The 21,700-nt window shown below is 58.6% G+C and carries 21 protein-coding genes and 1 pseudogene; 6 read left to right on the forward strand and 16 right to left on the reverse strand.

Annotated features, from left to right (window positions below; genetic code table 11):
- Nucleotides 1-410: 410 nt before the first annotated feature.
- Complete coding sequence (locus tag ACA079_RS12845; RefSeq protein WP_497704411.1) at nucleotides 411-782, forward strand: hypothetical protein; 372 nt, start codon at nucleotides 411-413, stop codon at nucleotides 780-782.
- Here ACA079_RS12845 and ACA079_RS12850 read toward each other — a convergent pair.
- The 5 genes and pseudogenes from ACA079_RS12850 to ACA079_RS12870 form a co-directional block, all read right to left on the reverse strand.
- Entirely contained in the window at nucleotides 735-896 is a 162-nt protein-coding gene (locus ACA079_RS12850; RefSeq protein WP_497703770.1) for a DUF2986 domain-containing protein, read from the reverse strand. The two genes, ACA079_RS12845 and ACA079_RS12850, sit on opposite strands and share 48 nt — an antisense overlap.
- 132 nt (nucleotides 897-1,028) lie before the next feature.
- A pseudogene (locus tag ACA079_RS12855) lies at nucleotides 1,029-1,418 on the reverse strand (VOC family protein); the annotation flags it as partial.
- A 74-nt stretch (nucleotides 1,419-1,492) separates the two neighbouring features.
- A complete protein-coding gene (locus ACA079_RS12860; protein WP_497703771.1) occupies nucleotides 1,493-2,818 on the reverse strand; it encodes an epoxide hydrolase family protein in 1,326 nt (441 codons plus the stop codon).
- Between the two features lie 106 nt (nucleotides 2,819-2,924).
- The gene (locus ACA079_RS12865) at nucleotides 2,925-3,833 is read right to left on the reverse strand and encodes an alpha/beta fold hydrolase (RefSeq protein ID WP_497703772.1); all 909 of its coding nucleotides are present in this window, start codon (nucleotides 3,831-3,833) and stop codon (nucleotides 2,925-2,927) included.
- A 10-nt stretch (nucleotides 3,834-3,843) separates the two neighbouring features.
- Complete coding sequence (locus tag ACA079_RS12870) at nucleotides 3,844-4,557, reverse strand: SDR family oxidoreductase (protein ID WP_497703773.1); 714 nt, start codon at nucleotides 4,555-4,557, stop codon at nucleotides 3,844-3,846.
- Nucleotides 4,558-4,752: 195 nt separating this feature from the next.
- On the opposite strand from ACA079_RS12870, the gene ACA079_RS12875 reads away from it, so the two are divergent.
- Nucleotides 4,753-5,343 carry a TetR/AcrR family transcriptional regulator gene (locus ACA079_RS12875; RefSeq protein WP_497703774.1) on the forward strand — a complete coding sequence of 197 codons (591 nt, stop codon included), beginning with the start codon at nucleotides 4,753-4,755 and terminating at the stop codon, nucleotides 5,341-5,343.
- Between the two features lie 254 nt (nucleotides 5,344-5,597).
- On the opposite strand, the gene ACA079_RS12880 is transcribed toward ACA079_RS12875, so the two are convergent.
- From ACA079_RS12880 to ACA079_RS12895, 4 genes are all read right to left on the reverse strand, one after another.
- Nucleotides 5,598-7,163, reverse strand: coding sequence for an amino acid permease (locus ACA079_RS12880; RefSeq protein ID WP_497703775.1), 1,566 nt, complete (start codon nucleotides 7,161-7,163; stop codon nucleotides 5,598-5,600).
- 165 nt (nucleotides 7,164-7,328) lie between these two features.
- Nucleotides 7,329-8,489 (reverse strand): iron-containing alcohol dehydrogenase, encoded by a 1,161-nt coding sequence (locus ACA079_RS12885; protein WP_497703776.1) that lies wholly within the window; start codon nucleotides 8,487-8,489, stop codon nucleotides 7,329-7,331.
- A 3-nt stretch (nucleotides 8,490-8,492) separates the two neighbouring features.
- On the reverse strand, nucleotides 8,493-9,884 hold the full coding sequence (locus tag ACA079_RS12890; protein WP_497703777.1) for an aldehyde dehydrogenase family protein: 1,392 nt from the start codon (nucleotides 9,882-9,884) through the stop codon (nucleotides 8,493-8,495).
- Nucleotides 9,885-9,894: 10 nt separating this feature from the next.
- Nucleotides 9,895-11,268, reverse strand: a complete 1,374-nt coding sequence (locus ACA079_RS12895) for a glutamine synthetase family protein (protein WP_497703778.1) — start codon at nucleotides 11,266-11,268, stop codon at nucleotides 9,895-9,897.
- A gap of 212 nt (nucleotides 11,269-11,480) precedes the next feature.
- On the opposite strand from ACA079_RS12895, the gene ACA079_RS12900 reads away from it, so the two are divergent.
- The gene (locus ACA079_RS12900; RefSeq protein ID WP_497703779.1) at nucleotides 11,481-11,798 is read left to right on the forward strand and encodes a carboxymuconolactone decarboxylase family protein; all 318 of its coding nucleotides are present in this window, start codon (nucleotides 11,481-11,483) and stop codon (nucleotides 11,796-11,798) included.
- 81 nt (nucleotides 11,799-11,879) lie between these two features.
- Here ACA079_RS12900 and ACA079_RS12905 read toward each other — a convergent pair whose 3' ends face one another.
- Nucleotides 11,880-12,335, reverse strand: coding sequence for a hypothetical protein (locus ACA079_RS12905; RefSeq protein WP_497703780.1), 456 nt, complete (start codon nucleotides 12,333-12,335; stop codon nucleotides 11,880-11,882).
- 238 nt (nucleotides 12,336-12,573) lie between these two features.
- On the opposite strand from ACA079_RS12905, the gene ACA079_RS12910 reads away from it, so the two are divergent.
- Nucleotides 12,574-12,846 carry a DUF2790 domain-containing protein gene (locus ACA079_RS12910; RefSeq protein ID WP_497703781.1) on the forward strand — a complete coding sequence of 91 codons (273 nt, stop codon included), beginning with the start codon at nucleotides 12,574-12,576 and terminating at the stop codon, nucleotides 12,844-12,846.
- 63 nt (nucleotides 12,847-12,909) lie between these two features.
- Here the strand turns inward: ACA079_RS12910 and ACA079_RS12915 are convergent, their stop codons facing one another.
- The 5 genes from ACA079_RS12915 to ACA079_RS12935 form a co-directional block, all read right to left on the reverse strand.
- Nucleotides 12,910-13,848, reverse strand: coding sequence for a LysR family transcriptional regulator (locus tag ACA079_RS12915; RefSeq protein WP_497703782.1), 939 nt, complete (start codon nucleotides 13,846-13,848; stop codon nucleotides 12,910-12,912).
- 274 nt (nucleotides 13,849-14,122) lie between these two features.
- Nucleotides 14,123-15,073 (reverse strand): aldo/keto reductase, encoded by a 951-nt coding sequence (locus ACA079_RS12920; RefSeq protein ID WP_497703783.1) that lies wholly within the window; start codon nucleotides 15,071-15,073, stop codon nucleotides 14,123-14,125.
- Between the two features lie 23 nt (nucleotides 15,074-15,096).
- Complete coding sequence (locus ACA079_RS12925) at nucleotides 15,097-16,587, reverse strand: efflux transporter outer membrane subunit (RefSeq protein WP_497703784.1); 1,491 nt, start codon at nucleotides 16,585-16,587, stop codon at nucleotides 15,097-15,099.
- 19 nt (nucleotides 16,588-16,606) lie between these two features.
- Nucleotides 16,607-18,091 carry a DHA2 family efflux MFS transporter permease subunit gene (locus tag ACA079_RS12930; RefSeq protein ID WP_497703785.1) on the reverse strand — a complete coding sequence of 495 codons (1,485 nt, stop codon included), beginning with the start codon at nucleotides 18,089-18,091 and terminating at the stop codon, nucleotides 16,607-16,609.
- Complete coding sequence (locus tag ACA079_RS12935; protein ID WP_497703786.1) at nucleotides 18,091-19,227, reverse strand: HlyD family secretion protein; 1,137 nt, start codon at nucleotides 19,225-19,227, stop codon at nucleotides 18,091-18,093. Before ACA079_RS12935 ends, ACA079_RS12930 begins: the two co-directional genes overlap by 1 nt.
- A gap of 226 nt (nucleotides 19,228-19,453) precedes the next feature.
- On the opposite strand from ACA079_RS12935, the gene ACA079_RS12940 reads away from it, so the two are divergent.
- Together ACA079_RS12940 and mug are read left to right on the forward strand one after the other, a co-directional pair.
- On the forward strand, nucleotides 19,454-20,080 hold the full coding sequence (locus tag ACA079_RS12940) for a TetR/AcrR family transcriptional regulator (RefSeq protein WP_497703787.1): 627 nt from the start codon (nucleotides 19,454-19,456) through the stop codon (nucleotides 20,078-20,080).
- 8 nt (nucleotides 20,081-20,088) lie between these two features.
- Nucleotides 20,089-20,610, forward strand: coding sequence for a G/U mismatch-specific DNA glycosylase (mug, locus tag ACA079_RS12945; protein WP_497703788.1), 522 nt, complete (start codon nucleotides 20,089-20,091; stop codon nucleotides 20,608-20,610).
- Here mug and yghX read toward each other — a convergent pair.
- Complete coding sequence (yghX, locus tag ACA079_RS12950; RefSeq protein ID WP_497703789.1) at nucleotides 20,607-21,494, reverse strand: YghX family hydrolase; 888 nt, start codon at nucleotides 21,492-21,494, stop codon at nucleotides 20,607-20,609. The genes mug and yghX overlap by 4 nt on opposite strands.
- Nucleotides 21,495-21,700 lie beyond the last annotated feature (206 nt).

The raw sequence follows: 21,700 nt of genomic DNA on the forward strand, positions 1-21,700 counted from the left end.
AAACGACTCGGTTCCAGGTTTGTTGAAAAGTCAAATGACTCCCAATTTAGGCCAGCTCCGAGGGAGAGGAATCGTTCGATTTGATCGTCTACACAGTAGCGCCGAACAATCTCCTCAATAGCGGCTATCTCGTTCGAGCTGAGCGGAGCTTTTCGCCGAGCAGCGTAATAGATGGATATTGCCAAAATGTTCTCTCAGAGTCGGTAGTCGGTAGTCGTGATTGGGATGAAGGATACCGGGCTTGCCTCCGTTCGACTACGCAAGGTGTGTTAGCCGGACACTTACAGAACTGGTGCCCACTTAAATTTAAGTGCACACCATGTCTTGGCTTTGCGGGGCTGGGTAGATGACTTGGCCGGACGCTTACAAAAAAACCGATGTCCGGACAGGACAAGGTAGAGCGCCGCGCCATGATCGTTAAGCCGTTCCTGAGCAGCGGTCGGGATCTTCCTAAATCTGCTATTAATTCGATCAAACGTCGCTGGCTTAGCGATGAGATCGCGAAGGCAAAAGAGGCTGACATTCGCCTTGATGCTGCGATCTTTGGCGAGGAAGCTATTAATGCCCTGTTTATTTACGAAGTCGACTGTGTATTGCTTCGAGGCTGGTCTTGGCCTGGGCTGCAGGTAACGGGGGAGCGGTTTCAGTGGCGGCAACTGGCTGATTTCTGCCTGATACGATGGGCTGCAATCGACTCCGAACAGACGATGACGCCCTCGCAAGAGATAAATAGATCAGCTCTCCGGGGAAATGATCGGGTCTGGACTAGGTTCATCAGCTAGTTTCAATCGGTCAGCTTTACTAATGTATTTAGACTTACTGGGCGGTGCCAATTTGGCACTGGCCTTTTTTGCGTGAGCCTTTAATAACTGCTGTATTTTTTTACGACGATTCATTTTTTCTACTCGGCTTGTCAGTTCTTCAATGATGGCAGAGGTTTGCGCACGAAGCCTAGTGGTCAGGTTGTTGAGTTTCCGATACCAGCAGCACCCGCTTCAGCCCAAAGCAGACATTTACCGCAGCATCTCTCAGGCAAACGCAGCCTCGATAAATGCCTCCAGCGCCTTGTCTTCCAGAATCTCGATAGAGAAGTGCCCGAAGCGCTTGGGCAACCAGATGATGCGTGTCCCGGACGGGGATTGCAGGTTCGCGCGGGCCAATGGCTCTCCGTTTTCGTCTTCTGGCTGAACACCGGCGACCATCAATTCGTCATAGGCCTTCTCGATATCCGGTGTCGAGTAGCAATGGCGATAAATCATCCCTTCGCCCGAAGAGTCCTACAGCTCCTTCAGGTTCCCCGCCAACGGCTGTACCAGCATGAAACGCTCTTGGCCGATCAGCGCAATCGCGTAGCGCACGTGCAAACCACCTCGTTCCCAGACGAGCGTTTTGGAGATCCTGGCTTTAAGTATCTGCGCGTCGTCCTTGCGGACGGAAATCGGTGGTACGGCATGCCCATCAGGACAATGGGCAGGCCAATGCAACGCAATACTTAGCGCAAGGTGCGGAAGGCTGCGCGCAGTTCCTTGGCGAACAACTCGGGTTGTTCCCATGCCGCGAAATGCCCGCCCTTATCCACTTCGTTGAAATAGATCAGGTTGGGATAGGCGCGCTCGGTCCAGGTTTTCGGCGCCTGGTAGATCTCGCCCGGAAACACAGTCACTGCGACAGGGATCTTGATTTCCCGAGTCTTCTGCTCCACGGCGTTGAAGTTGTTAGTGTTGTTTTCCCAATACAGGCGAGCAGAGGAGATGGCGCTGTTGGTCAGCCAATAGAGCGAAATACCGTCGAGCATCTCGTCTTTGGTCAGGGAATTTTCCGCGTCGCCGCCGCTGTAGGTCCACTGGTTGAATTTATCGAACATCCACGCGGCCAGACCGGCAGGTGAATCCGACAAGCCGTAGCCGACGGTTTGTGGCCGGGTGCTCATCATTGCACCGTAAGCCGCATTTTTGCTGAAGAAGGTTTTCAGCGACTCATAGGCCGCTGTCTCCTTGGCCGACAGACCGGCGGGCGGCGGGGTGCCGTCGTTGATCGCCTTGGCGACATCGGCAGGCACGGTGGCCGGCATGTTCACGTGGATCCCCAGCAAGCCGGGCGGTGCCTGCCGTCCCATGGCGTCGGCGATCACCGATCCCCAGTCGCCACCTTGCGACACGTAGCGCTTATAGCCCAGGCGCTTGATCAACACATCCCACGCCACGCCGATACGGTCGGGACCCCAGCCGCCGTCAGTGGGTCTCTGCGAGAAACCATAGCCAGGCATCGAGGGAATGATCACGTCAAAGGCATCTTCGGCACGACCGCCGTGGGCAGTCGGGTCGGTCAACGGGCCGATGGCTTTGGTCAGTTCCAGAATCGAACCGGGCCAGCCATGGGTGAGCAGCAGCGGCAGGGCGTTGGGATGTTTCGATTTGACGTGGATGAACTGGATGTCGAGGCCGTCGATTTTGGTCACGAACATCGGCAGCGCATTGAGTTGTTTTTCAACCTTGCGCCAGTCGTATTGCGTACCCCAGTAACCGACGAGTGCCTGGAGTTTGGCCAGTTGCACGCCCTGGGATTGATCGTTGACTGTTTCGCGGTCGGGCCAACGGGTCGCCAGCACGCGTTTGCGCAGATCAGCCACCGCGTCTTCAGGAATGTTGACCTTGAAAGGACGAATCGCGCTGTCCTTCTCGACCGTGGCGGCGACCTCCGGCGTCGTACTGGCCCGGGAGTAGGTTGGCGAAACGAGGGCGACCAGTGCGAGGGCACCAGCGGTTGCTGAAACAGCTAACAGGCAGCGACGGAACGCCGCAAACGATAGTGCTGACATGGTCGTACTCCAGGGGGATGGGGGCGATAAAACAAGGGCCTACATTGGATTTCCTTACCGCGACGGCGTGTCGCTCAAAGGGTTTTCGAAAGCGATGGGGTCCGGCCTAGTTCAGGAAGGTGTTGGCTTGCTGCACGAAATCGTTGGCATATTGGAACAGTGAACCGTGTCCCGAACTTGGATAGATGAGCAACTTGGCGTTCGGAATATGCTGTTGCAGCGTGTAGGAGTTCTCGGTGGGCACCATCACGTCCTTGCTGCCGTTGACCACCAGGGTCGGCTGGGTAATTTTGCTCAATTGCGAAAAAGTGCCATCACCGGGAACGCTCCACTTGCCCAGCGCCGCCCCTTGGGCCGCGATGACCTTCATCGAACTGAGTTTGTCGAGGTCTTCCGTGCGTTGGTGGCGTCTTTCCCAGAATTCCCGGGCCGCCTGCTGGCTTGCCGGTGCGGGATCGAAGAACAGGTAAGCGGTCTCTTCCTGCGTGGCGATCGATTCGCGCAGCGCGATCCCCGGAACCCGTGGATCATGTCCCGAGACCCCGCCACGCGGCGACGTTCCCGCCAGGATCAGCCGGCGGACCAGTTGCGGATGGCGCAACGCAACTTCCTGCGCCACCATGCCGCCGATTGAAAAGCCAAGCACGTCTACCTGTGTCAGCCCGCGGGCGCGGGCAAAGGCGGCAACGTGGTCGGCCATGGCTTCGAATGTATCGGGTGTTTCGCCGCTGCTGAGGCCCACGCCGGCATTGTCGAACAGGTAGACCGGTCGCTGCTTTGCCAGGCCATCGGTTACTGCCGGGTCCCAGTAATCCATGTTGCCGCGAAAGTGCTGGAGCAAGATGACCGGAACGCCAGTCTGCGCCCCGAACTGGCGATAGGCATAACGCACGCCGTCAGCTTCGACGAATTGATTGGGTGCGCTGTTGTGCGTAGCAGCCGGCGCCGCGATGGCGCCGCTGACTGCGATGGCAAAGAAGGTAGCCCCGAGGGCCAGCCGCTGGAAGAGGTGCATGTTGTGCTCCTTATGCGACGGTTTCGGGATTCAGGTAGGCCGCTTGCTCAGTCGACAGGCTGGCCTTTATGGCGCGTGTACCTTTGTCTCCGAGCACTTCTTTCAGGCCTGCTTCCACACCGTCCAGCGACTGGATCACGACTTCGGATGGCTGGACTTTTGGCACGTCAAAACCATGGGTCAGGTCGGTGTCGATGAAGCCCACGTGCAGGCCTTGCACGCTGGTGCCCTGGCCGTGGAGTTCGATCCGCAGCGAGTTGGTGAAGCTCCACGCTGCCGCTTTCGATGCCGCGTAAGCGGACAGGAAAGGCGCAGCGACCCAGGTCGCATCCGACAGTACGTTGACGATCGCGCCGCCGCCGTTGGCTTTAAGCACAGGAGCGAAAGCCAGGCTGACGTGCATCACGCCGTAGTAATTGGTTTCGAAGATTTCGCGAGCGGCTTCCACCAGGCCAGGGTCAAGCATGGATGGCAGCAGGCGGGCAATGCCTGCATTGTTGACCAGCAGCGTCACGTCGCCAGCTTGAGCCACCGCCGCGGCAACCGATGCCGGGTCGCTGACGTCAAGGCGAATGGCAATCACACCCGGGATGTCGACGCCTTCGGGATTGCGCACCCCGGCATACACCTTGCTTGCGCCGCGGGCCACGAGCTCTTTTGCGAACGCAAGGCCGAGACCACGGTTGGCGCCGGTAACGAAGGCAACGGAATTTTTTATTTTCATGACAGTGTGCTCCGGTTGGATGAGCGGTTATCGCCCTGTAAGATTGCGCTCGCAATCATTGAATTAATAATGGTGGTCGCATTTATTAAAGTCAAGACAAATATTATTGCCGTAATAAAGCCTTGTCCGCATAGGGATATTGTTCGTTGTGAGCGCAATCATAATGTGCGAGAGTGAACGCAGAGGAGCCTCATTATGAAAATCTCGAAAGAAAAATCAGAAGCCAACCGCGCGGCACTGCTGGAAACGGCGAGCCGCCTGTTTCGACAGAAAGGAATCGACGGGGTGGGTGTTGCCGAAATCAGCAAGTCGGCTGGTTTGACCCATGGCGCGCTGTACGCACATTTCCCATCCAAGGAAGCGCTGGCGGCCGAGGCGCTGGCGTGGAGCCTGGAGCAGGGCAATGCCAAGCTCTACACGGGCACGGTCGATGGCGAGCCGGACCTGGAGCGTTTCCTGTCCGATTATCTGTCCGTCGACAAGCGCGACGACTACGCCGAGCACTGCGCAATGGCCGCGTCCGCCAGCGAAATCGGTCGCCAGGATATTGCGATCAGCACAACGTTTACCGAAGGTTACATGGTGCTGGTGCGGGCGTTTGAGCGCAGGGTCGCCGCCAACAATCCCGGCGTCGACGCGCTTGGCACCGCCATGGGCATCGTTGCGGCAATGGTGGGCGCCCTCTCGGTTGCGCGCGCCACGGCAAAGGCCAGGCCGGAGGTGTCAGCCCAGGTACTGCGGGGCGTGCGTCCCATGATCGACGCCGCGCTGGGTAAACCGGTCTAGCTGGAGCATTTCGAGACAGCGAAGAAATTCAGATGACGGCGGTGTATTGATTACTGTGGGGGATCAAATTGATCCGCCTTAGTAGGTGTTGCCTTAAAAGATCGTCCGAACGCGGCCCGAACCTTCGGCAGCTCCTACAGGGGATCGGGTAAACCTGTAGGAGCTGCCGAAGGCTGCGATCTTTTGGGGCCGCTGCGCTGCCCAGCGGGAGCAAGCTCCCTCGCCACAGGGTTAGCGTCACGCTTAGCTGGTAATCAGCTTCCAGCCCGCTTATTCAACGCCTCTTCCGCCGCTGCAATTTCAGCCTGACGCTTGACGATCATGTCGCCTATCGGCGGACCCTGAAAGCGGCGGGCTTCAAAACCGAACCAGACGATGGCCGTCAGCACCAGAAACCCGATGGTGATGTACAACGCCCATTCGTTCGGTGGCTGGATGCCGATGACGAAAATGATCACCATCGAGAGGATCGAGAGGATGGCGAACACCGAGTACCAGAAGCGCCCCATGTTCCACGGCCCCATGGTTGGCCACTTCGAAGTCCCGAAGGTAAACAGGCCCAGGATGATGGGAATGACGAAGGAGAAGAACAGGAAGATCACCGTGCAGGACACCACGATGGTATAGACCGGCGTTTCACCGATCGAGATCACCGACGATCCCCAGACAAACAACACCGCAAGAGTGGCACCGGTCCAGATCGCCGCCACTGGGCTGCGAAGGGTCGGCGAGACCGAGGCGAGAGCTTTGGAGAAGGGCAGGCCGCCGTCACGGGAGAACGCGAAGATCATGCGTGAGACCGAGGTCACGGTCGCCAATCCGCAAAGGAATTGCGAGATGAAAATCGCGATGTAAAGCGCCAACTTCACAGTCGGATTGACCTGGGTATCCATGGCCCAGAAAAACACGGTCCAGCCATGCTTCGCCGCCTCGTCCATGCTTGGCAGCATCAGCACAAACGAACTGAGCATGACCCAGCCGAACAGCAGCGACCAGACCACCGACATGACCATGCCGCGTGGCACCGACATGGCTGCATTTCGGGTCTCTTCCGAGGTATGCGCAGAGGCGTCATAGCCGGTGATGGTATAGATCGGCAACAGCAGGCCGAGCATGAAAATCCAGCCGTTCGACACCTGTGGCCAAACGCTGCCGCCAGCCTCGCCGGAGTAGTTGCTGAAGGTCCATAACCGGGCGAACTCATAACTGGGTGCTGAGATCAGGCAGACGATGGTCAGCGCGAGCGCCGTGGCGAAGATCAGATACCCCGAGAAGTCGGTGAGCTTCGCGGTCAGGCCGATACCCAGGTGGTTACACAAGGCCTGGAGGCCGGTCAGGATCGCCAGGAAAATCACCCGGGTCGTGGTGGTGTCTTCCATTCCCAGTGCCGGTCCGAAGGCGCCGAAAAAGAAGTAATAGGTGCCGACGTTGATCGCGCCGAGCACGGTGACCAGCCCGAGCAAGTTGAACCACGCGGTCAGCCAACCGGTAAAGCGGTTACCGAGAATCGAACCCCAGTGATAGAGGCCGCCAGCGGTGGGGTAGGCCGAGGAAATCTGCGCCATGGCCATGGCGAAAACCCCGGAGATCAGGCAACCGATCGGCCAGCCGATGCCGATTGACGCACCGCCTGCACCCGAGGTGCCCTGAGCGAGTGAGTTGATGCCACCCGAGAGGATGCAGATGATCGAAAAGGAAATGGCAAAGTTGGAGAAAACGCCCATGCGTCGCGACAGCTGCTGGGCATAGCCCATGCTGTGCAGCACCTTGACGTCATCGTCTTGCGGCGCGCTCGTGCCGGGCTGACTTGCTGGATTCATGTTGTGTGCCCCTTTTCAGGTTTTGGACAGGCCGAACTGAGCCGCCGTAGGCTGCGACCTTGGTTTTTTGTGGGAGCCGAGCTTGCTCGCGATGGACTCAAGGGCGACGCGTTTATTCAGAAAGCACGCGTTATCGTTAACGTCCATCGCGAGCAAGCTCGGCTCCTACAAACGGCCGTGGTACGCCGCTTCGAAAATTTCTGCCGCGCCATTTCGGGTCAATGGCAGCGGGTTGCCGCCGGCGCAAGGGTCGACAATCGCCATGTCCGCGATCAGGTCGGCCTGCCGGTCATCCACCCCCAGCTCAACCAGCGTATGGGGCACGCCGATGTCCTTGCGCAACTTGAGGACGAAGGCCAGAAAACTGTCGAAGCCGGGCGAGGGCAGGCGCAAATAAGCGGCGAGGCGGGTGATGCGTTCCTCGATGGCCGGACGATTGAACTTCAGGACATAGGGCATGAACGTGGCGTTGGTCATGCCGTGATGGGTGTCGTACAGGGCGCCCACCGGATGTGAGAGGGCATGCATCCCGCCCAGACCTTTCTGGAAAGCGGTAGCGCCCATCGCGGCGGCCGCGAGCATTTCCGCTCGCGCTTCCAGGTCCGAGGGTGTGTGTACGGCCCGCACCAGCGCATTGGCGACCAGGCGCATGCCTTCCACCGCAATCCCTTCGGCCATGGGGTGAAAGCCGGGGGCGCAATACGATTCCAGACAATGCGCAAACGCATCCATGCCGGTGCCAGCGGTGACCTTGGCCGGCATGCCGACGGTGAGGGCCGGGTCGCTGATGACCACGCGCGGCATCATCTTCGGGTGGAAGATGATGCGTTTGGTGTGCGTACGCTCATCGATGATCACCGCGGCGCGGCCCACTTCGGAGCCGGTACCCGCCGTGGTCGGCACCGCAATGATCGGGGCGATGCTGCCTTCGTCGGCGCGGGTCCAGTAGTCGCCGATGTCTTCGAAATCCCACACCGGTCGGGTTTGGCCGCTCATGAAGGCGATGAGCTTGCCCATGTCGAGGCCACTGCCGCCGCCGAAGGCGACCACGCCATCGTGTTTGCCGGCGCGCCAGGCGTCGAGTCCACCCGCCAGATTGGCTTCGACCGGATTGGGTTTAAGGTCGCAAAACAGCGCGACGCCAAGGCCGGCGGCGCGCAAGGCTTCCAGCGCTGCGGCGGTGATCGGGGCGCGCGCCAGGCCACTGTCGGTGACCAGCAACGGTCGCTGGATCCCTTGGCTGCGGCAGATCTCGGCGAGCTCGGCGATGCGGCCGACGCCGAAACGGATGCTTGTGGGGTAGTTCCAGTTCGCGGTCAGGCTCATGGCTCAGATCTCGTGGCGCAAATGGAAGGATTTCGCGCGGGTCAGATTTTCATAACCCAGGCGCGACAGCGTGACGCCGCGCCCGCTGTTCTTTACCCCGGTCCAGGCCAGGGCAGGGTCCAGGTAATCGCAGCGGTTCATGAACACGGTGCCGGTGTCGATCTCGTTGCCCAGACGTTCGGCGGCGGCAAGGTCTTGCGTCCAGATGGAGGCGCTGAGCCCGAACTCACTGTCGTTCATCAAGGCGATGGCTTCGTCGTCGCTGGCCACCGGCATGATGCCGACCACGGGACCAAAGCTTTCCTCGCGCATCACCGACATTTGATGGGTGACGTCGACTAATACTTGCGGCGCGAGGTAGGCGCTGCCCGGTGCGTCGGCAGGAAAATCCTTTGGATTGATCAGCGCCCGAGCGCCTTGGGTCAGTGCATCGGCGATCTGCCCGCGAACGAACTCAGCGGCACTCGGTGTGACCAGCGGGCCGAGCGTGGTGGCTTCGTCCAGCGGGTTGCCCAGCACGTATTGGCGGGTCAAAGAAACGAAGCGTTCGACAAACGCCGGATAGATTTTTTCATCGACATAAATACGCTCGACCGCGCAGCAGCTTTGCCCGGAGTTGAAGAAACTGCCATCCACCAGGTTTTCCACCGCATGTTCTAGGTTGGCGTCTGCCCGGACGTAGGCGGGGTCTTTGCCACCGAGCTCCAGGCCCACGCCGAGGAAACTTCCGACGGCAGCGTGTTCCATGGATTTGCCGGCTTCGACCGAGCCGGTGAAGTTCACTTGCTGCACGCGTCCAGAGGCAATGATCGCTCCGGTATAAACATGACTGAGCAGCAGATTCTGAAACAGCCCTTCGGGCAGATGGGCGCGGCGAAAGGCCTCGGCGAACCGTTCACCCACCAGCAGCGTTTGCGAAGCGTGTTTGAGGATGACGCTGTTGCCCGCCATCAGTGCCGGGATGATCGTATTCACTGCCGTCAAATAGGGATAATTCCAGGGCGCGACGACCAATACCGTACCCAGCGGCTCGCGTTTGATACAGCGTCGAAAACCGGCGACGGGCGTGGGTTCAAGCGCTGCCAACGCTTCAGGCGCAATGGCAATCATATGCCGGGCACGCTCTTCGAAACCGCGCAGTTCGCCAGCGCCAAAGCGCACCGGTCGGCCCATCTGCCAGGCCAGTTCCGGCACGATGTCGGCCTTCATGGCCAATATTGCATCCACCGCGGCGCTGCAAAAGGCGGCGCGTTCGCTCAGCGGCCGACGTTTCCATTGCGCCTGGGCAGCTTCGGCCGCTGCCAGAGCCTGGTCGATTTGCGCCGCATCGGCGCAGCGGCGTTCGGCATAGACCCGGCCATCGACCGGGGAGATGAGTTGAATCGTTGAAGTCATGATGGCGGTCTCAATAGCGCTCAAAACCACGCTGCAGTTCCCAGTCGGTGATCCGCCGGTCGTACTCTTTCTGCTCCCATTCGGCGGTGTGCACGTAGTGGTCGATCACTTCATCGCCGAACGCCTCGCGCAACATGGTCGAGCCCTGGAGTGCGGCGCAAGCTTCGCGCAGGGTCTTCGAGACTTCAGGCAAGTGTTCGTCGACGTAGGCATCGCCCTCGAAGGGCGCCGCGAGGCTGAGCTTCTCGTCGATACCGGCCAGTCCCGCCGCGATCAACGCGGCGAAGGCCAGATAAGGGTTGAGGTCGGCGCCGCCAATGCGACATTCGATGCGGATGGATTTGCTGCCTTCTGCGCACAAACGGAAACCTGCGGTGCGATTGTCCCGACTCCACACCGCCCGGGTCGGGGCAAAGGTGCCGGCCTGAAAGCGCTTGTACGAATTGATGTAGGGCGCGAGAAAACAGGTGATGTCGTTGGCGTATTTGAGCTGCCCGGCCACCCAGGAACGCATCAGTTTCGACATGCCGAACTCCGCTTTGGCGTCGAAGAACAGCGGCTTTTTACCGTTCTTGTCCCACAGCGAATTGTGAATGTGGCTGCTGGAACCGGCGGCGTCATACCGCCACTTGGCCATGAACGTGATCGCCTTGCCCTGCAGTTGCGCGATCTCTTTGCAGGCGTGCTTGATGATGACGTGGTGGTCGGCCATGGTCAGCGCATCGGCGTAACGGATGTTGATCTCTTCCTGGCCCGGCCCCCATTCACCCTTGGAGTTTTCCACGGGAATGCCGCTGGCCTGCAGATGTTTGCGAATCGCCCGCAGCACCGGCTCTTCGCGGGTGGTCTGCAGGATGTTGTAGTCCTCGATGTAGTGCCCGGCCGTCTTCGGCTTGTGGTAGTTGCGCTCGTGGATGGCCTCGTAGCTCTCGTCGAACAGATAGAACTCCAGTTCCGAGGCGAACATGCCGGTGTAGCCGCGCTCGCGCAGTCGCTCGACCTGCTTTTTCAGAATCGCCCGCGGGCTGTGCGGCAGGTCGCGCCGATGGTGATGATCGAGCACATCGCAGAGCACCAGCGCCGTGCACTCAAGCCAGGGCACCCGTCGCAACGTGGCCATGTCGGGTTTGAGCACAAAGTCGCCATAGCCTTTGCTCCAGCTGGCAGCGGCGTAACCCGGCACCGGTTCCATGTCGATGTCGTCGGCCAGCAGGTAATTGCAGCAGTGGGTTTCTTCATGGCCGCTGTCGATGAAAAACTCGACCTGGAATCGTTTGCCGACCAGTCGGCCTTGCATGTCGACCATGCAAACAAGAACGGTATCGATCTCGCCGGAGGCGGCGGCACGCTTGAGTTGATCAAAACTGAGGAGGGGCTCGGTCATCACGTAGTCCTGCGTGAATTGTTTGGGCCTGTCTGAAATAGCTGTTGCAGACGCTCTCCAGAACAAACCAAAACCTGCAGACGCGAGCATCGTGTGCAATAAGCTGCTGTAAGCGTAGCCTACTGTTGCAGTGTGCAAGTTTCGGAAATCACAGCCTCATGACTCGGGCGCAAAGGCGAGAACTGATCGCCCTCCAACGCGAGGAAACAAACATGACAAAGAAGAAAACGCACAACACCTACGAGCGTCTCGAACAGCAGTACCCGGACTATTTGGCCGCCGTGGAGGCCTTGGGTACGGCGGTGCGTCATACCGGCCCACTGGAAGAGATCGTTGTCCAACTGATCCAGCTCGGTGCGGCGGCGGCCATCCGTTCTGAGGGCGCGGTGCACAGTCATACCCGACGGGCACTGGAGGCGGGCGCTACACCAGAGCAGATCCGTCATACGCTGATCTCACTGACCAGCACGATCGGTTTCCCTACCGTCGTTGCGGCCATCAGTTGGGCGGATGATGTGATTGAGACGTGAAAGAGCTTGATCCAGCGCCGAAGCGCACCGGTCGTCCACCACCACCGGTGCGAAGTTGTTCGTTGTGGATTAGCGCCGAGGCTATTTCCCCGGGTCTTTCCGCTTGATATCTCCGCAAAAAATATCGACGTTGCCACTGTCCGGTGCACTTCGTACGACGATGGAGTATTCACCGGAAAGCAGGACCGACATTGCGACAGGTGCGCTTCTAGAGAAGGCCCAGCCGCGTATGGCCTGGCGTTCGGTGGTGACATGATCATTCATGGCGTAAGCGACTGGCCCGGGTTGCTGGCAGCTGCCTTTATTGATGAAGGTGAAGAGGCGCAAGGGCAGAGACGATCCGCTTGGAGCACCACTGATGAAGAAACTGAACCCGGTTTCTTTGCCCCCCCAGTCGGCCAACGTGACATTGCCGATCTGACCGGTGTTCTGCCGCGTGGCCACCAAAGTTACGCTCACTCCAGGGTTGGATGAAGTGGTGCAGCCGAAAAGGCTTGCGGTGACCATAAGAGCTGCAAGTGAGTTTCTGCGCTTCATTGCCAACCTCCTGTGCTGAAGAACTGCAATGAGAGATTAACGGGTATAGCTCATTAATCGTCTTCCTGGCGTTGTCTGTTCGAAACCCTCCATTCATGCGGAATCTGGCAACAGTGTTTGTCCAGTGGCCCGCTGTTTGAGGGAGGGGTAAACACCTAGCATCGTCTCTACCCAGTGAGCAAACAGAGTCAGTATCAACCCGCTCACGAGGTTAACTTTTGACGATAGGGTGAATACGATGAAAATCTCAAAACTTGCGATGTTTCTTGCACTTGGCGTTTTAGGTTCGCAGGCATTTGCAGGCGAAAGCCATTCAACTGCCGCGGACAGCAAGACGCCTGTTGAAACCTACACATACGACACGAAACTGGATATCCAGAAAGTCATTACGGTGACCGATATTCCCGACCAATGCGGGCCAGTCCCGGCGCAAATGACGTATGAAGACTCTCAGGGTCAACGGCATATCCTGCAGTATCAAGTCATGGGCACTGGCTGTTCAAATGGTTGAGTCGTGTGTGGAAGATGGAGGGTCGACACTCCATACCTGCCGCACTCGTCATTTAAAAGCTTGTTATCGTTTCCTCGGCGAGCCTGTGGTTTTTTCATCAGATGCCAACAAGCCTGGAATATAGCTTTTAAGAAACTCCACCCATGTCTTGATCTTTGCATCCACGAATTTTCGTGATGGGTAGATTGCGAACAAATTCAGCTCTTCAAGATGATAGTCGGGTAGTACCCGCACTAACGTACCCGCCCTGAGTCCATCGACTGCCGAAGCAATCGGCTGAATACCGATGCCCATCCCGTTTGTAATAGCGATGGTCATGCCATCGGCGGTGTTGATGTGCAAGGGAGACAGCGGGATGTTGACGGTTTCCATGCCTTCGGGTCCTTCAAATGCCCAGTTTTCAGCCGGCATGACGGTATTCACAATTCTCAAGCAATCATGTGAGCCAAGCGCACTCGGGGACTCCGGGTGTCCGCGTTTCTTCAGGTACGCCGGCGAAGCGCAGAGGATGCTGTAGGTCATGCCGAGCCGCTGAGCGACAAACCCTGAATCGGGTAAATCCCGCGCTAAGACAATCGACATGTCATAGCCTTCTTCCAGCAAGTCAGGGAGCCGGTTGGTCAGGGTCAGATCAAACATCACCGAGGGATGAGTCTCTCTATAGCGGGCGATGGCATCGATCACGTAATGGTTGCCAATGGCTGACATCGCGTGAATTTTCAGCCGGCCAACGGGCAGGGTGTGAGCGGTGCCTGCTTCTTCGTCCGCTTCGCGCATTTCATCCAGAATTTTCTCGCAGCGTTGCAAGTAACGCAGACCGGCTTCGGTCAGCGCCAGGCGTCGGGTTGTCCGGTTAATCAGGCGAGTTTGAAGCCTGGCCTCCAGACTGGAGACCGCTTTGGAAACGTTGGTCGTTGTGGTGTCCAACACCTCAGCCGCCGCGGTAAAGCTTCCGCTCTGAGCGACCGCCACAAAAAAACGCATGGTTTGGAAAACGTCCATCGTTTCCACCTCAATGGGTATGGATGAAGAGGGCGGCCCTGCAACAAGACCGCCCCCTAGTGGTTTATGCCAATCAGTTAAGGAACGACACAATCCGTAGCAGCTGGCGAAGCCTGCGTTCGGCTGCGAAGCAGTCGTGAAATCAGACGATGCGGTGTTTCAGGAAGACCGCAAACTCAGGTTTTACGACTGCTGCGCAGCCGAACGCAGGCTTCGCCAGCTGCTACGGATCGCGTTTTGGCTTAACTTATCGGCATTACCCCTTAGTGGTGTATTACTTTTTCTGCGGAATAAATCCAGGTACACCCGTTTCCACGACTGAGTTGAATCGAACCCGGGTCGTAATATCGTCCTGAATCTCACGCATGGCCCTGTGCGGCAGGGTAGAAATATCAAAGTTTTCGCGGATATGACTCGGTGTAGCAGACGTGGTCAGAAAAGCGACCCCCCGCTGTACCGACCAGGCCAGTGCCACTTGAGCCGGGGTCTTCTGTATGCGCTTGGCGATCCCTGTGATCACCGAGTCTTCCAATACGTTCGGTTCCATGCCATGGCCGAGTGGCGCAAAGGCAAGGACGATAATTCCATGCTGCTGACAAAACTCAAGCAGTTCCCACTCGGGCAAATAAGGGTGGGATTCAACCTGTACGACGGCAGGCTTTATCCGGGCCACTGCCACGATCTCTTGTAACCGCTCCAGCGTGATATCAGACAAACCGATGGACTTGCAGCGGCCTTCATCCACCAGGCGCTCAAGTGCCCGCCAAGTCTCTATTAACGTCACGCCTGAATCGTAGATAACTCGACCGTGCTCGTCTCTGGGGTCCTGATCATCACCGGGTTGAAAGGCAAAAGGCGTATGGATCAGATAGCAATCGATGTAATCAACTTGAAGCCGTCGGCAACTGGCTTCAAAAGCAGGTTCGACTCGCTCGGGACGATGATTGGTGTTCCACAGTTTCGTGGTAATGAACACGTCCTCGCGCCGGACCTTCCCCGCCTCAATCATTTCCTGCAGGGCAACGCCGACCCTCTCTTCATTTCGATAACGTTCTGCGCAATCGAAATGGCGAAATCCTGCTTCCAGCGCAGCCTTGACCGCTTGTGTTGTAACGCTGAGATCCCGAAACAGCGTGCCAAAGCCAACGGCCGGCATCTCACCCGACCCGTGGATCAGAGGGAATCGGGTATCGCGAAGGGCATCGTGAAAGGATTCGTAAGGCATATCTTTGACTCCAATATCTGGCTCTATTGATAGGAAGGTTTCTGGTCTTCGCGACTGGCCACTCGTTGCTCAAACACACCGACGGAGTTCCCGCCGAGTGCCACGTACAGGCGCACCGTGTCGAGGTACTGCGCGGTCTTCACTCTGATTTGACCCAGCAACGCTTGCTCATAAGCACGTTCCGCCTCCAGCACTTGGAGGATGCTGTTCTCGCCTTGCGCGTAGGCTTGTTGGTTCAAGCGAAAGCTCGTTTCCGCCGCTCGCAACGCGTCCTCCTGGGCCAGGTTTTCCTCTGCGTCATGATTGATCGCTTGCAGCGTGTCGGCGACCTGACCGAACGAGTTAATGACGGTCTGCTGGTAGCCGGCGAGGGTTGCCTTGTAGCCGTCGACGGAGGCCTGACGTTCAGCTTTCAGCGTTCCGCCGTTGAAGATGGGCGCCGTGAGCCCGGCAGCGAAACCCCAGAGGGCGGCGCCGCCATTGCCTGAAGCCGCCTGTGCAAGAGACGCGGACAGCTCGACATGCGGATAGAGATTCGCTGTCGCCACCCCAACCGCAGCGCTGGCCATGTGCAGTTCTGCCTCTGCTTGCCGTACGTCCGGCCGGTCGTGGGCCATTTCGGAAGGCAGACTGACCGGCACGTTTGCCGGCAAGGCAAACTCGGCGAGCGTGAAGTCAGGTGCGATCCAGTCAGCCGGGCCTTTGCCCGTCAGAATCGAGAGCGCATGGCGTGCTGAATCACGCTGCTGGGCGAGGGGCGGCAACAGCGTGCGGTCCTGAGCGAGCCGCGTCTCGGCCAGCGAAACATCGATCTGCGTGGTGCTGCCATTGGCGTGCGCGATGCGCACCAGTTCGAGGTTCTTGGCATCATTGGCGAGCAACTTCTCGACGGCTGCCATCTGCGCGTTGGCCGAGGCCAGCAACAGCGCCTGGCTCGCGACATCGCCCGTCAGGGTCAGGTACGCCGCTTCGTAGCGGTGCTTCTGCAGATCGGTAAACGCTTGCTGTTGTTCGACCTGCCGCTTGTTGCCGCCGAAAACGTCAAGGTCGAAGCCAACCCGTGGCCCGATCGCATAGAAATTGGAGGTGGAAGGTTCTTTCGCGGTGTGTACCCATTGGCGGCCAGCCTGGGCACCGAAGTCGACTTGTGGATACAGGGCACCCTCTGCCGCAGCGACGGAGGAGGCCGCCTGGCGGATCGTCGCGTCTGCAGCTACGAGCTCAAGATTGCCGTCGATGGCGCGACGTACAAGCTTGTCGAGCTTCGGCGAACGAAACGCAGACCACCAATCACCGTTGACCTTTTTACCCAGGTCAATGCGCTGTTCGCCAGGCTTGTTGCTGCCTTGGCCAAGACGCTGCTCGGCCTGTTGATCGTAGTGCTGCGACAGGCTCGGTGGCGGCATTTGATAGTCAGGGCCGACGGTGCAGGCGGTCAGGAACGCAAGAGCCGACACCGCACCGAACGTGGTTTTGAACATCTGTCTGTTGATGAAGCGCGCATGGGATTTCATTTGGCAAACTCCACGAAAACTAGTTGGTCGGAACGGGCTTGCGAAGAAAGACAACCAGTGGGCTGACCACCAGCATCGCGAACATCAAAATCTTGAACTGGTCGATCACCGCGATAAAAGCTGCCTGGCCGGTGATCATTTCGTTGAGCCCCGCCAGTGCTTGCAGGGACGTCGGCGCGGAGTGAGCAGCGGCGCGATACGGCGTCAGGTTGCTGACCAGCGCCATGTGCATCGCTTGCGTATTGTTGAAGAAGAACAGCTGCACAATCGCAACGCCGAGGGTGCTTCCGTACACCCGTGACAGATTGAACAGACCGGTGCCTTCCGGGCGTAACGTCGGGTCGAGTGTGCTGAACGCGACCTTGGTCAGCGACGGCATCAAGATGCCGATGCCAATGCCCTGGATCGCACCCGCCACTGCCACGGGCGACCAGTCCATCAACGGCGAATAGCCGAGCATCAACCAGTTGGCATAAATCACCACGGCGACGCCGGCCGCCACGAACAATCGACGGTCGAAACGCTCTGGAACACGGCTCATCAACAGGAACGCACCGACCAACCCGATCCCGCGCGGAATCGTCAGGGAACCCGTGGTGTCAGGCGGGTAGCCGAGAATCTCGTCGAGCATTGGCGAGGTCAGCGCCATGGTCGACAACAGCACGAAACCTACGGCGAAGAAGATGACCGTCGACAGCACGAAGTTGCGGTCGTTGAACAAACGCTTGTTGAGGAAATGCACCTTCGCAGTCAGCACATGCACAGCGAACAGGTAGAGTCCTAACGCACAGCCCATCGCTTCCAGCCAGATCTCGGTCGAGGAGAACCAGTCCAGGCGTTCACCGCGGTCGAGCAACATTTGCAGGCTGATCAAACCCAGCGTGAAGCTGCCGAAACCAAAGAAGTCGAACGACGGACGTTTCTCGGCCTTCTTCTCGGCCAGCAAAAGCGCCATCACCAGGAAGATAAATGCCGAGAGCGGAAGGCTGATGTAGAAGATCGGGCGCCATCCGAAATGTTCGCCAAGCCAACCACCGATGCTCGGGCCGCTGACGATGCCGAACAGCACGATGGCCGTCCATGTCGCGCCGAATTTCGCACGCTTCTCGAGTGGCAATGTCTCCAGCGAAATTGCCATCGACAGCGGTGCCAGCACGCCACTCGCCAGGCCTTGAATAATGCGCGCGCCAACGAACTCCAGCGGCGTTGATGCCTGCGTAGCGAGCAGCAAGCCAAGGACGAAGAAGGCCAGCGCAGTTTGATAAACCCGCTTCAAGCCATAGCGCCCGGCGAGCCATTGCGCGATCGGCATGGTGATGGCGCTCGCCGCGAGGTACGAGGTGAATATCCAGCCAGCCTGGTCGTCGGTCATCGACAGGCTGCCCTGAATCAACCTGAGTACTGCATTCGGCAAAGGCAGGTTCGCCGACTGCATATAGGTAGCGAGCAGCGCGGCGAACCTTAACGCTCCCGCACTTTGAGGTCCGGCAAGATTGGTGTTCATCAGAAGTTACCTGCGGTTAACAGGGCTTTGAGCGGATGCCACCATGGCGTGCGATACCCGGTATCGACCTTGACCGTGGCGCTGGTGCCCGAGAAAAGGGGCAGGGCAGGGTCCATCTCATCGAGTTCAAGTCGGACCGGTACCCGCTGCACAACCTTGACCCAGTTGCCGGTCGCGTTTTCCGGCGGCAGCAGGGCGAAGTCTGATCCGGCGCCGGGGCTCATGCTGGTCACGTGGGCTTTGAAAACGCGATCAGGATACGTATCGATACTGATGGTCGCTTCCTGGCCTGGACGCATGTGGGTCACGTCGGTTTCGCGGAAGTTGGCCTCAACCCAGATCTCGCGATCGGACAGCAGTGCAAACGCTGGCGCGCCGTTGTTCACATAGTTGCCCACCTGTAAATCGTCGACCTTGGCCACGATGCCATCGTCCGGCGCATACACCGTCGCATACGAGAGATACAGCTGCGCCTCGTCGAGCTGAGCCTTGGCCTCACGAACCGTCGGGTGGCTATCGGCTTCGATGTTTGGATTGCCGTTCAAGGCAACGACCGTGCTGGCGATCTGTTGTTCGATGGACGCTATTCGTTGCCGGGAAATTTTAAGGTCGGTGTCGGCGCGTTCGTAAATGGCGCGCGAGACAAACTCGGTCGCGACCAGTGCCTTCTTGCGGGCAAATTCCCGTTGGTCGAAATCGGCCGACTCTTTGGCCGATTGCAGTTCAGCCTGTTGCTGGCGGTAGCTGGCCTTGAGGCCATCGATGCGCAGCCGCGCGACGCTTAACTGCGCTTGTGCACGGTCAACCGCGATCTGCAGCGGTTTCGGGTCGATCCGGAACAGAATCTGGCCCTTGTGAACAGGCTGGTTGTCCTCGACCGCGATCTCGACAACTTGCCCGGAAATGCGCGCATTGATTGATGCCTTCGCCACGCGGGCATAAGCGTTATTAGTCGAAACAAAGGGCTCGCCCGCCACATAGTGGGCGTACCCAACCGCAGCGAAAAGGACAGGGAAACCCACCATCAGCCATGGCCGTAATTTCTCTTTTAACGGCTTTTTGATGGGCGAGTCAGCCGGGTTCGGCCCCGGATGCTCGAAGGTCTGTGTAGCTGGGATGTCGAACTGTTTGGTCATGATCGAATGCACCTATTAACCGGGAAGTCGGGCTAACACCCACAAAAACAGCCATACCGTGTGGCGGTCAGGAGGATCGCTCCACCGCCTCTGTTTCGTCGCCGCAACACCCTGTTCGAGCTCCGCTACAACAAACCTGCAAACCAAGGAATTTCTGGTTCCTTAATTTTGTGCGATGGTGTAAGAATATCCCCGAGCCCACCTTCATTCAAGGATTTTGTACGACATGGCACAAAAAAAGATTACAGAGGCGAAAGGCCGCGGCCGCCCTCGTGCGTATGACCCGCAAACAGCGCTGCTGCAGGCGCTTGATGTTTTTTGGAGTACCGGATATTCCGGCGCTTCCCTGGACAGCATCGCCACGGCGGCCGGCATGAATCGCCCAAGCCTCTATGCGGCTTTTGGCGACAAACACGCGCTCTATATCAAAGCGCTGGAGCAGTATTGGGAGTTTGCCGCTGCCGCCATGCAGGAGGCGCTGACGGACAGCGAACTGACATTGAGCCAGGCATTGATGCGGTTTTATGAAGGGCAGTTATCGATCTACTTCTCGGGTGACGGCCAACCGCGCGGCTGCTTTGCGATCGGCACGGCGACGACCGAAGCCGTCGAGGACTCTGAAATACGAGACGTGCTGTCGGACCGGCTCAGCAGGCTCGATGCCGATCTCGAAACGCGTCTGCGAGCGGCCATCAGTTCCGGCGAGTTGAAAAGCGATGTCGACCCGGCGGCCCTTGCCGTGCTCGCGTCATCCCTGCTGCATAGCATTTCGATACGTGCGCGGGCGGGCAAATCCCGCGATGAACTGACCGAGCTTGCACGCAGCGCGGTCAACGTGATTTGCGGTGGGTGAGGTTTACGGTGAGTGAAGGACTTGAAGATATTCTTGCCGAACAGCTAGCCGTGATTTTTTGTGGCATCAACCCTGGCATGACTGCCGCTGCCCAAGGTCATCATTTTGCGGGCAGAGGCAATCGCTTCTGGCGCACGCTGCATCTCGCCGGCTTTACGCCTGAGGAGGTGCGCCCGGAAAACGATCGGACGATCTTGCAGTATCAGTGTGGATTAACGGCCGTGGTGGAACGGCCTACGGCACGAGCGGATCAACTGTCTGCCCATGAATTCATCGCTGCCGCTGCGGACTTTGAACAAAAAATCGAGCGCTATGCGCCACGCTTTGTGGCGTTTCTCGGTAAAGCGGCGTATTGCGCGCTATCCGGCCAGCGAGACATTGCGTGGGGGCTTCAGCCAAAGACCTTCGGCAATGCCTCGGTATGGATCCTGCCCAATCCCAGTGGGCGAAATCGCGCGTTCACGCTTGATCAACTGGTGGGCGCGTACCGCCAACTCTATTTAGCAACAGGCGAGCAACCTGACCATTAAGCCAGGTACCGCCGGAACCACCCCAACGTCCGGTCCCAGGCTAGCTTGGCCGCGGCCTCATCGTATCGAGGCGTGGAGTCGTTATGGAAACCATGGTTGGCGCCGGGGTAGATGTAGGCTTCATAGGTCTTGCCCGCAGCTTTCAGTGCCTTCTCATAGGCGGGCCAGCCTTCGTTGATGCGCGTATCCAGTTCACCGTAGTGAAGCATCATCGGCGCCTTGATTCGGGCGACATCCTTGGCTTCTGGCTGGCGGCCATAAAAGGACACGCCGGCCGCCAGTTCCGGATAAGCCACAGCTGCAGCATTGACGACACCACCGCCGTAACAGAACCCGGTGATGCCAACTTTTCCGGTGGTCGCGTCATGCTTCATCAACCACTCGATGGCGGCGAAAAAGTCGTTCATGAGCTTTTCAGGGTCGACGGTCGCCTGCAACTCCCGGCCTTTGTCATCGTTGCCGGGATAACCGCCCACCGACGTCAGGCCATCAGGGGCGAGGGCGATGAACCCAGCCTTGGCCACACGCCGCGCGACGTCTTCGATGTACGGATTGAGCCCGCGATTTTCATGCACGACCACCACCGCCGGCACCTTGCCGGTGGCTTTCGCCGGGCGCACCAGATAACCACGGATCTGCCCGTTGCCCTTGGGGGATGGATAGGTGATGTATTCGGCCACGATGTCCGGATCGGTAAATTCCACCTGCTCGGCGAGCGCATAATTCGGACTCAGGGCGGCGAGGAGCGCGCTCGCGGTCAAACCGCCCAAAGTGAACAACGCCGCCCGATCCAGAAACTCCCGCCGGTTGATCTTGCCGTGGGCGTAGTAGTCGTACAGTTCGAGCAGTTCCGGAGCAAAGTCTTTCGCAGTGAGACGGGTCATCTGTGCGCTTCCTCTTGGGCGGGTCGATTGCTCTGTCGGTTGGACAGCGTGGGCGATACCTATCGAGCGTAGCTGCTCACAAAAAAAGAGGCCGGAGCCTCTAATGCTGATCAGTTAAGCAATTTCAGCTGCGACGCACTTCCTTGTAGCAGCTGCCGAAGGCTGCGTTCGGCTGCGCAGCAGTCGTGAATCCGGCTAACGCGGTC

The organism is Pseudomonas sp. LBUM1645 (assembly GCF_059716185.1).

Coding starts and splice junctions, on each gene's coding strand:
- ACA079_RS12900 (WP_497703779.1), top strand. CDS start 11,481: ATGACAAAGAAGAAAACGCACAACACCTACGAGCGTCTCGAACAGCAG.
- ACA079_RS12875 (WP_497703774.1), top strand. CDS start 4,753: ATGAAAATCTCGAAAGAAAAATCAGAAGCCAACCGCGCGGCACTGCTG.
- ACA079_RS12925 (WP_497703784.1), bottom strand. CDS start 16,587: ATGAAATCCCATGCGCGCTTCATCAACAGACAGATGTTCAAAACCACG.
- ACA079_RS12865 (WP_497703772.1), bottom strand. CDS start 3,833: ATGCACCTCTTCCAGCGGCTGGCCCTCGGGGCTACCTTCTTTGCCATC.
- ACA079_RS12890 (WP_497703777.1), bottom strand. CDS start 9,884: ATGACTTCAACGATTCAACTCATCTCCCCGGTCGATGGCCGGGTCTAT.
- ACA079_RS12850 (WP_497703770.1), bottom strand. CDS start 896: ATGAATCGTCGTAAAAAAATACAGCAGTTATTAAAGGCTCACGCAAAA.
- ACA079_RS12940 (WP_497703787.1), top strand. CDS start 19,454: ATGGCACAAAAAAAGATTACAGAGGCGAAAGGCCGCGGCCGCCCTCGT.
- ACA079_RS12920 (WP_497703783.1), bottom strand. CDS start 15,073: ATGCCTTACGAATCCTTTCACGATGCCCTTCGCGATACCCGATTCCCT.
- ACA079_RS12880 (WP_497703775.1), bottom strand. CDS start 7,163: ATGAATCCAGCAAGTCAGCCCGGCACGAGCGCGCCGCAAGACGATGAC.
- ACA079_RS12845 (WP_497704411.1), top strand. CDS start 411: ATGATCGTTAAGCCGTTCCTGAGCAGCGGTCGGGATCTTCCTAAATCT.
- ACA079_RS12935 (WP_497703786.1), bottom strand. CDS start 19,227: ATGACCAAACAGTTCGACATCCCAGCTACACAGACCTTCGAGCATCCG.
- ACA079_RS12860 (WP_497703771.1), bottom strand. CDS start 2,818: ATGTCAGCACTATCGTTTGCGGCGTTCCGTCGCTGCCTGTTAGCTGTT.
- yghX (WP_497703789.1), bottom strand. CDS start 21,494: ATGACCCGTCTCACTGCGAAAGACTTTGCTCCGGAACTGCTCGAACTG.
- ACA079_RS12915 (WP_497703782.1), bottom strand. CDS start 13,848: ATGGACGTTTTCCAAACCATGCGTTTTTTTGTGGCGGTCGCTCAGAGC.
- ACA079_RS12885 (WP_497703776.1), bottom strand. CDS start 8,489: ATGAGCCTGACCGCGAACTGGAACTACCCCACAAGCATCCGTTTCGGC.
- ACA079_RS12870 (WP_497703773.1), bottom strand. CDS start 4,557: ATGAAAATAAAAAATTCCGTTGCCTTCGTTACCGGCGCCAACCGTGGT.
- ACA079_RS12930 (WP_497703785.1), bottom strand. CDS start 18,091: ATGAACACCAATCTTGCCGGACCTCAAAGTGCGGGAGCGTTAAGGTTC.
- ACA079_RS12910 (WP_497703781.1), top strand. CDS start 12,574: ATGAAAATCTCAAAACTTGCGATGTTTCTTGCACTTGGCGTTTTAGGT.
- ACA079_RS12895 (WP_497703778.1), bottom strand. CDS start 11,268: ATGACCGAGCCCCTCCTCAGTTTTGATCAACTCAAGCGTGCCGCCGCC.
- ACA079_RS12905 (WP_497703780.1), bottom strand. CDS start 12,335: ATGAAGCGCAGAAACTCACTTGCAGCTCTTATGGTCACCGCAAGCCTT.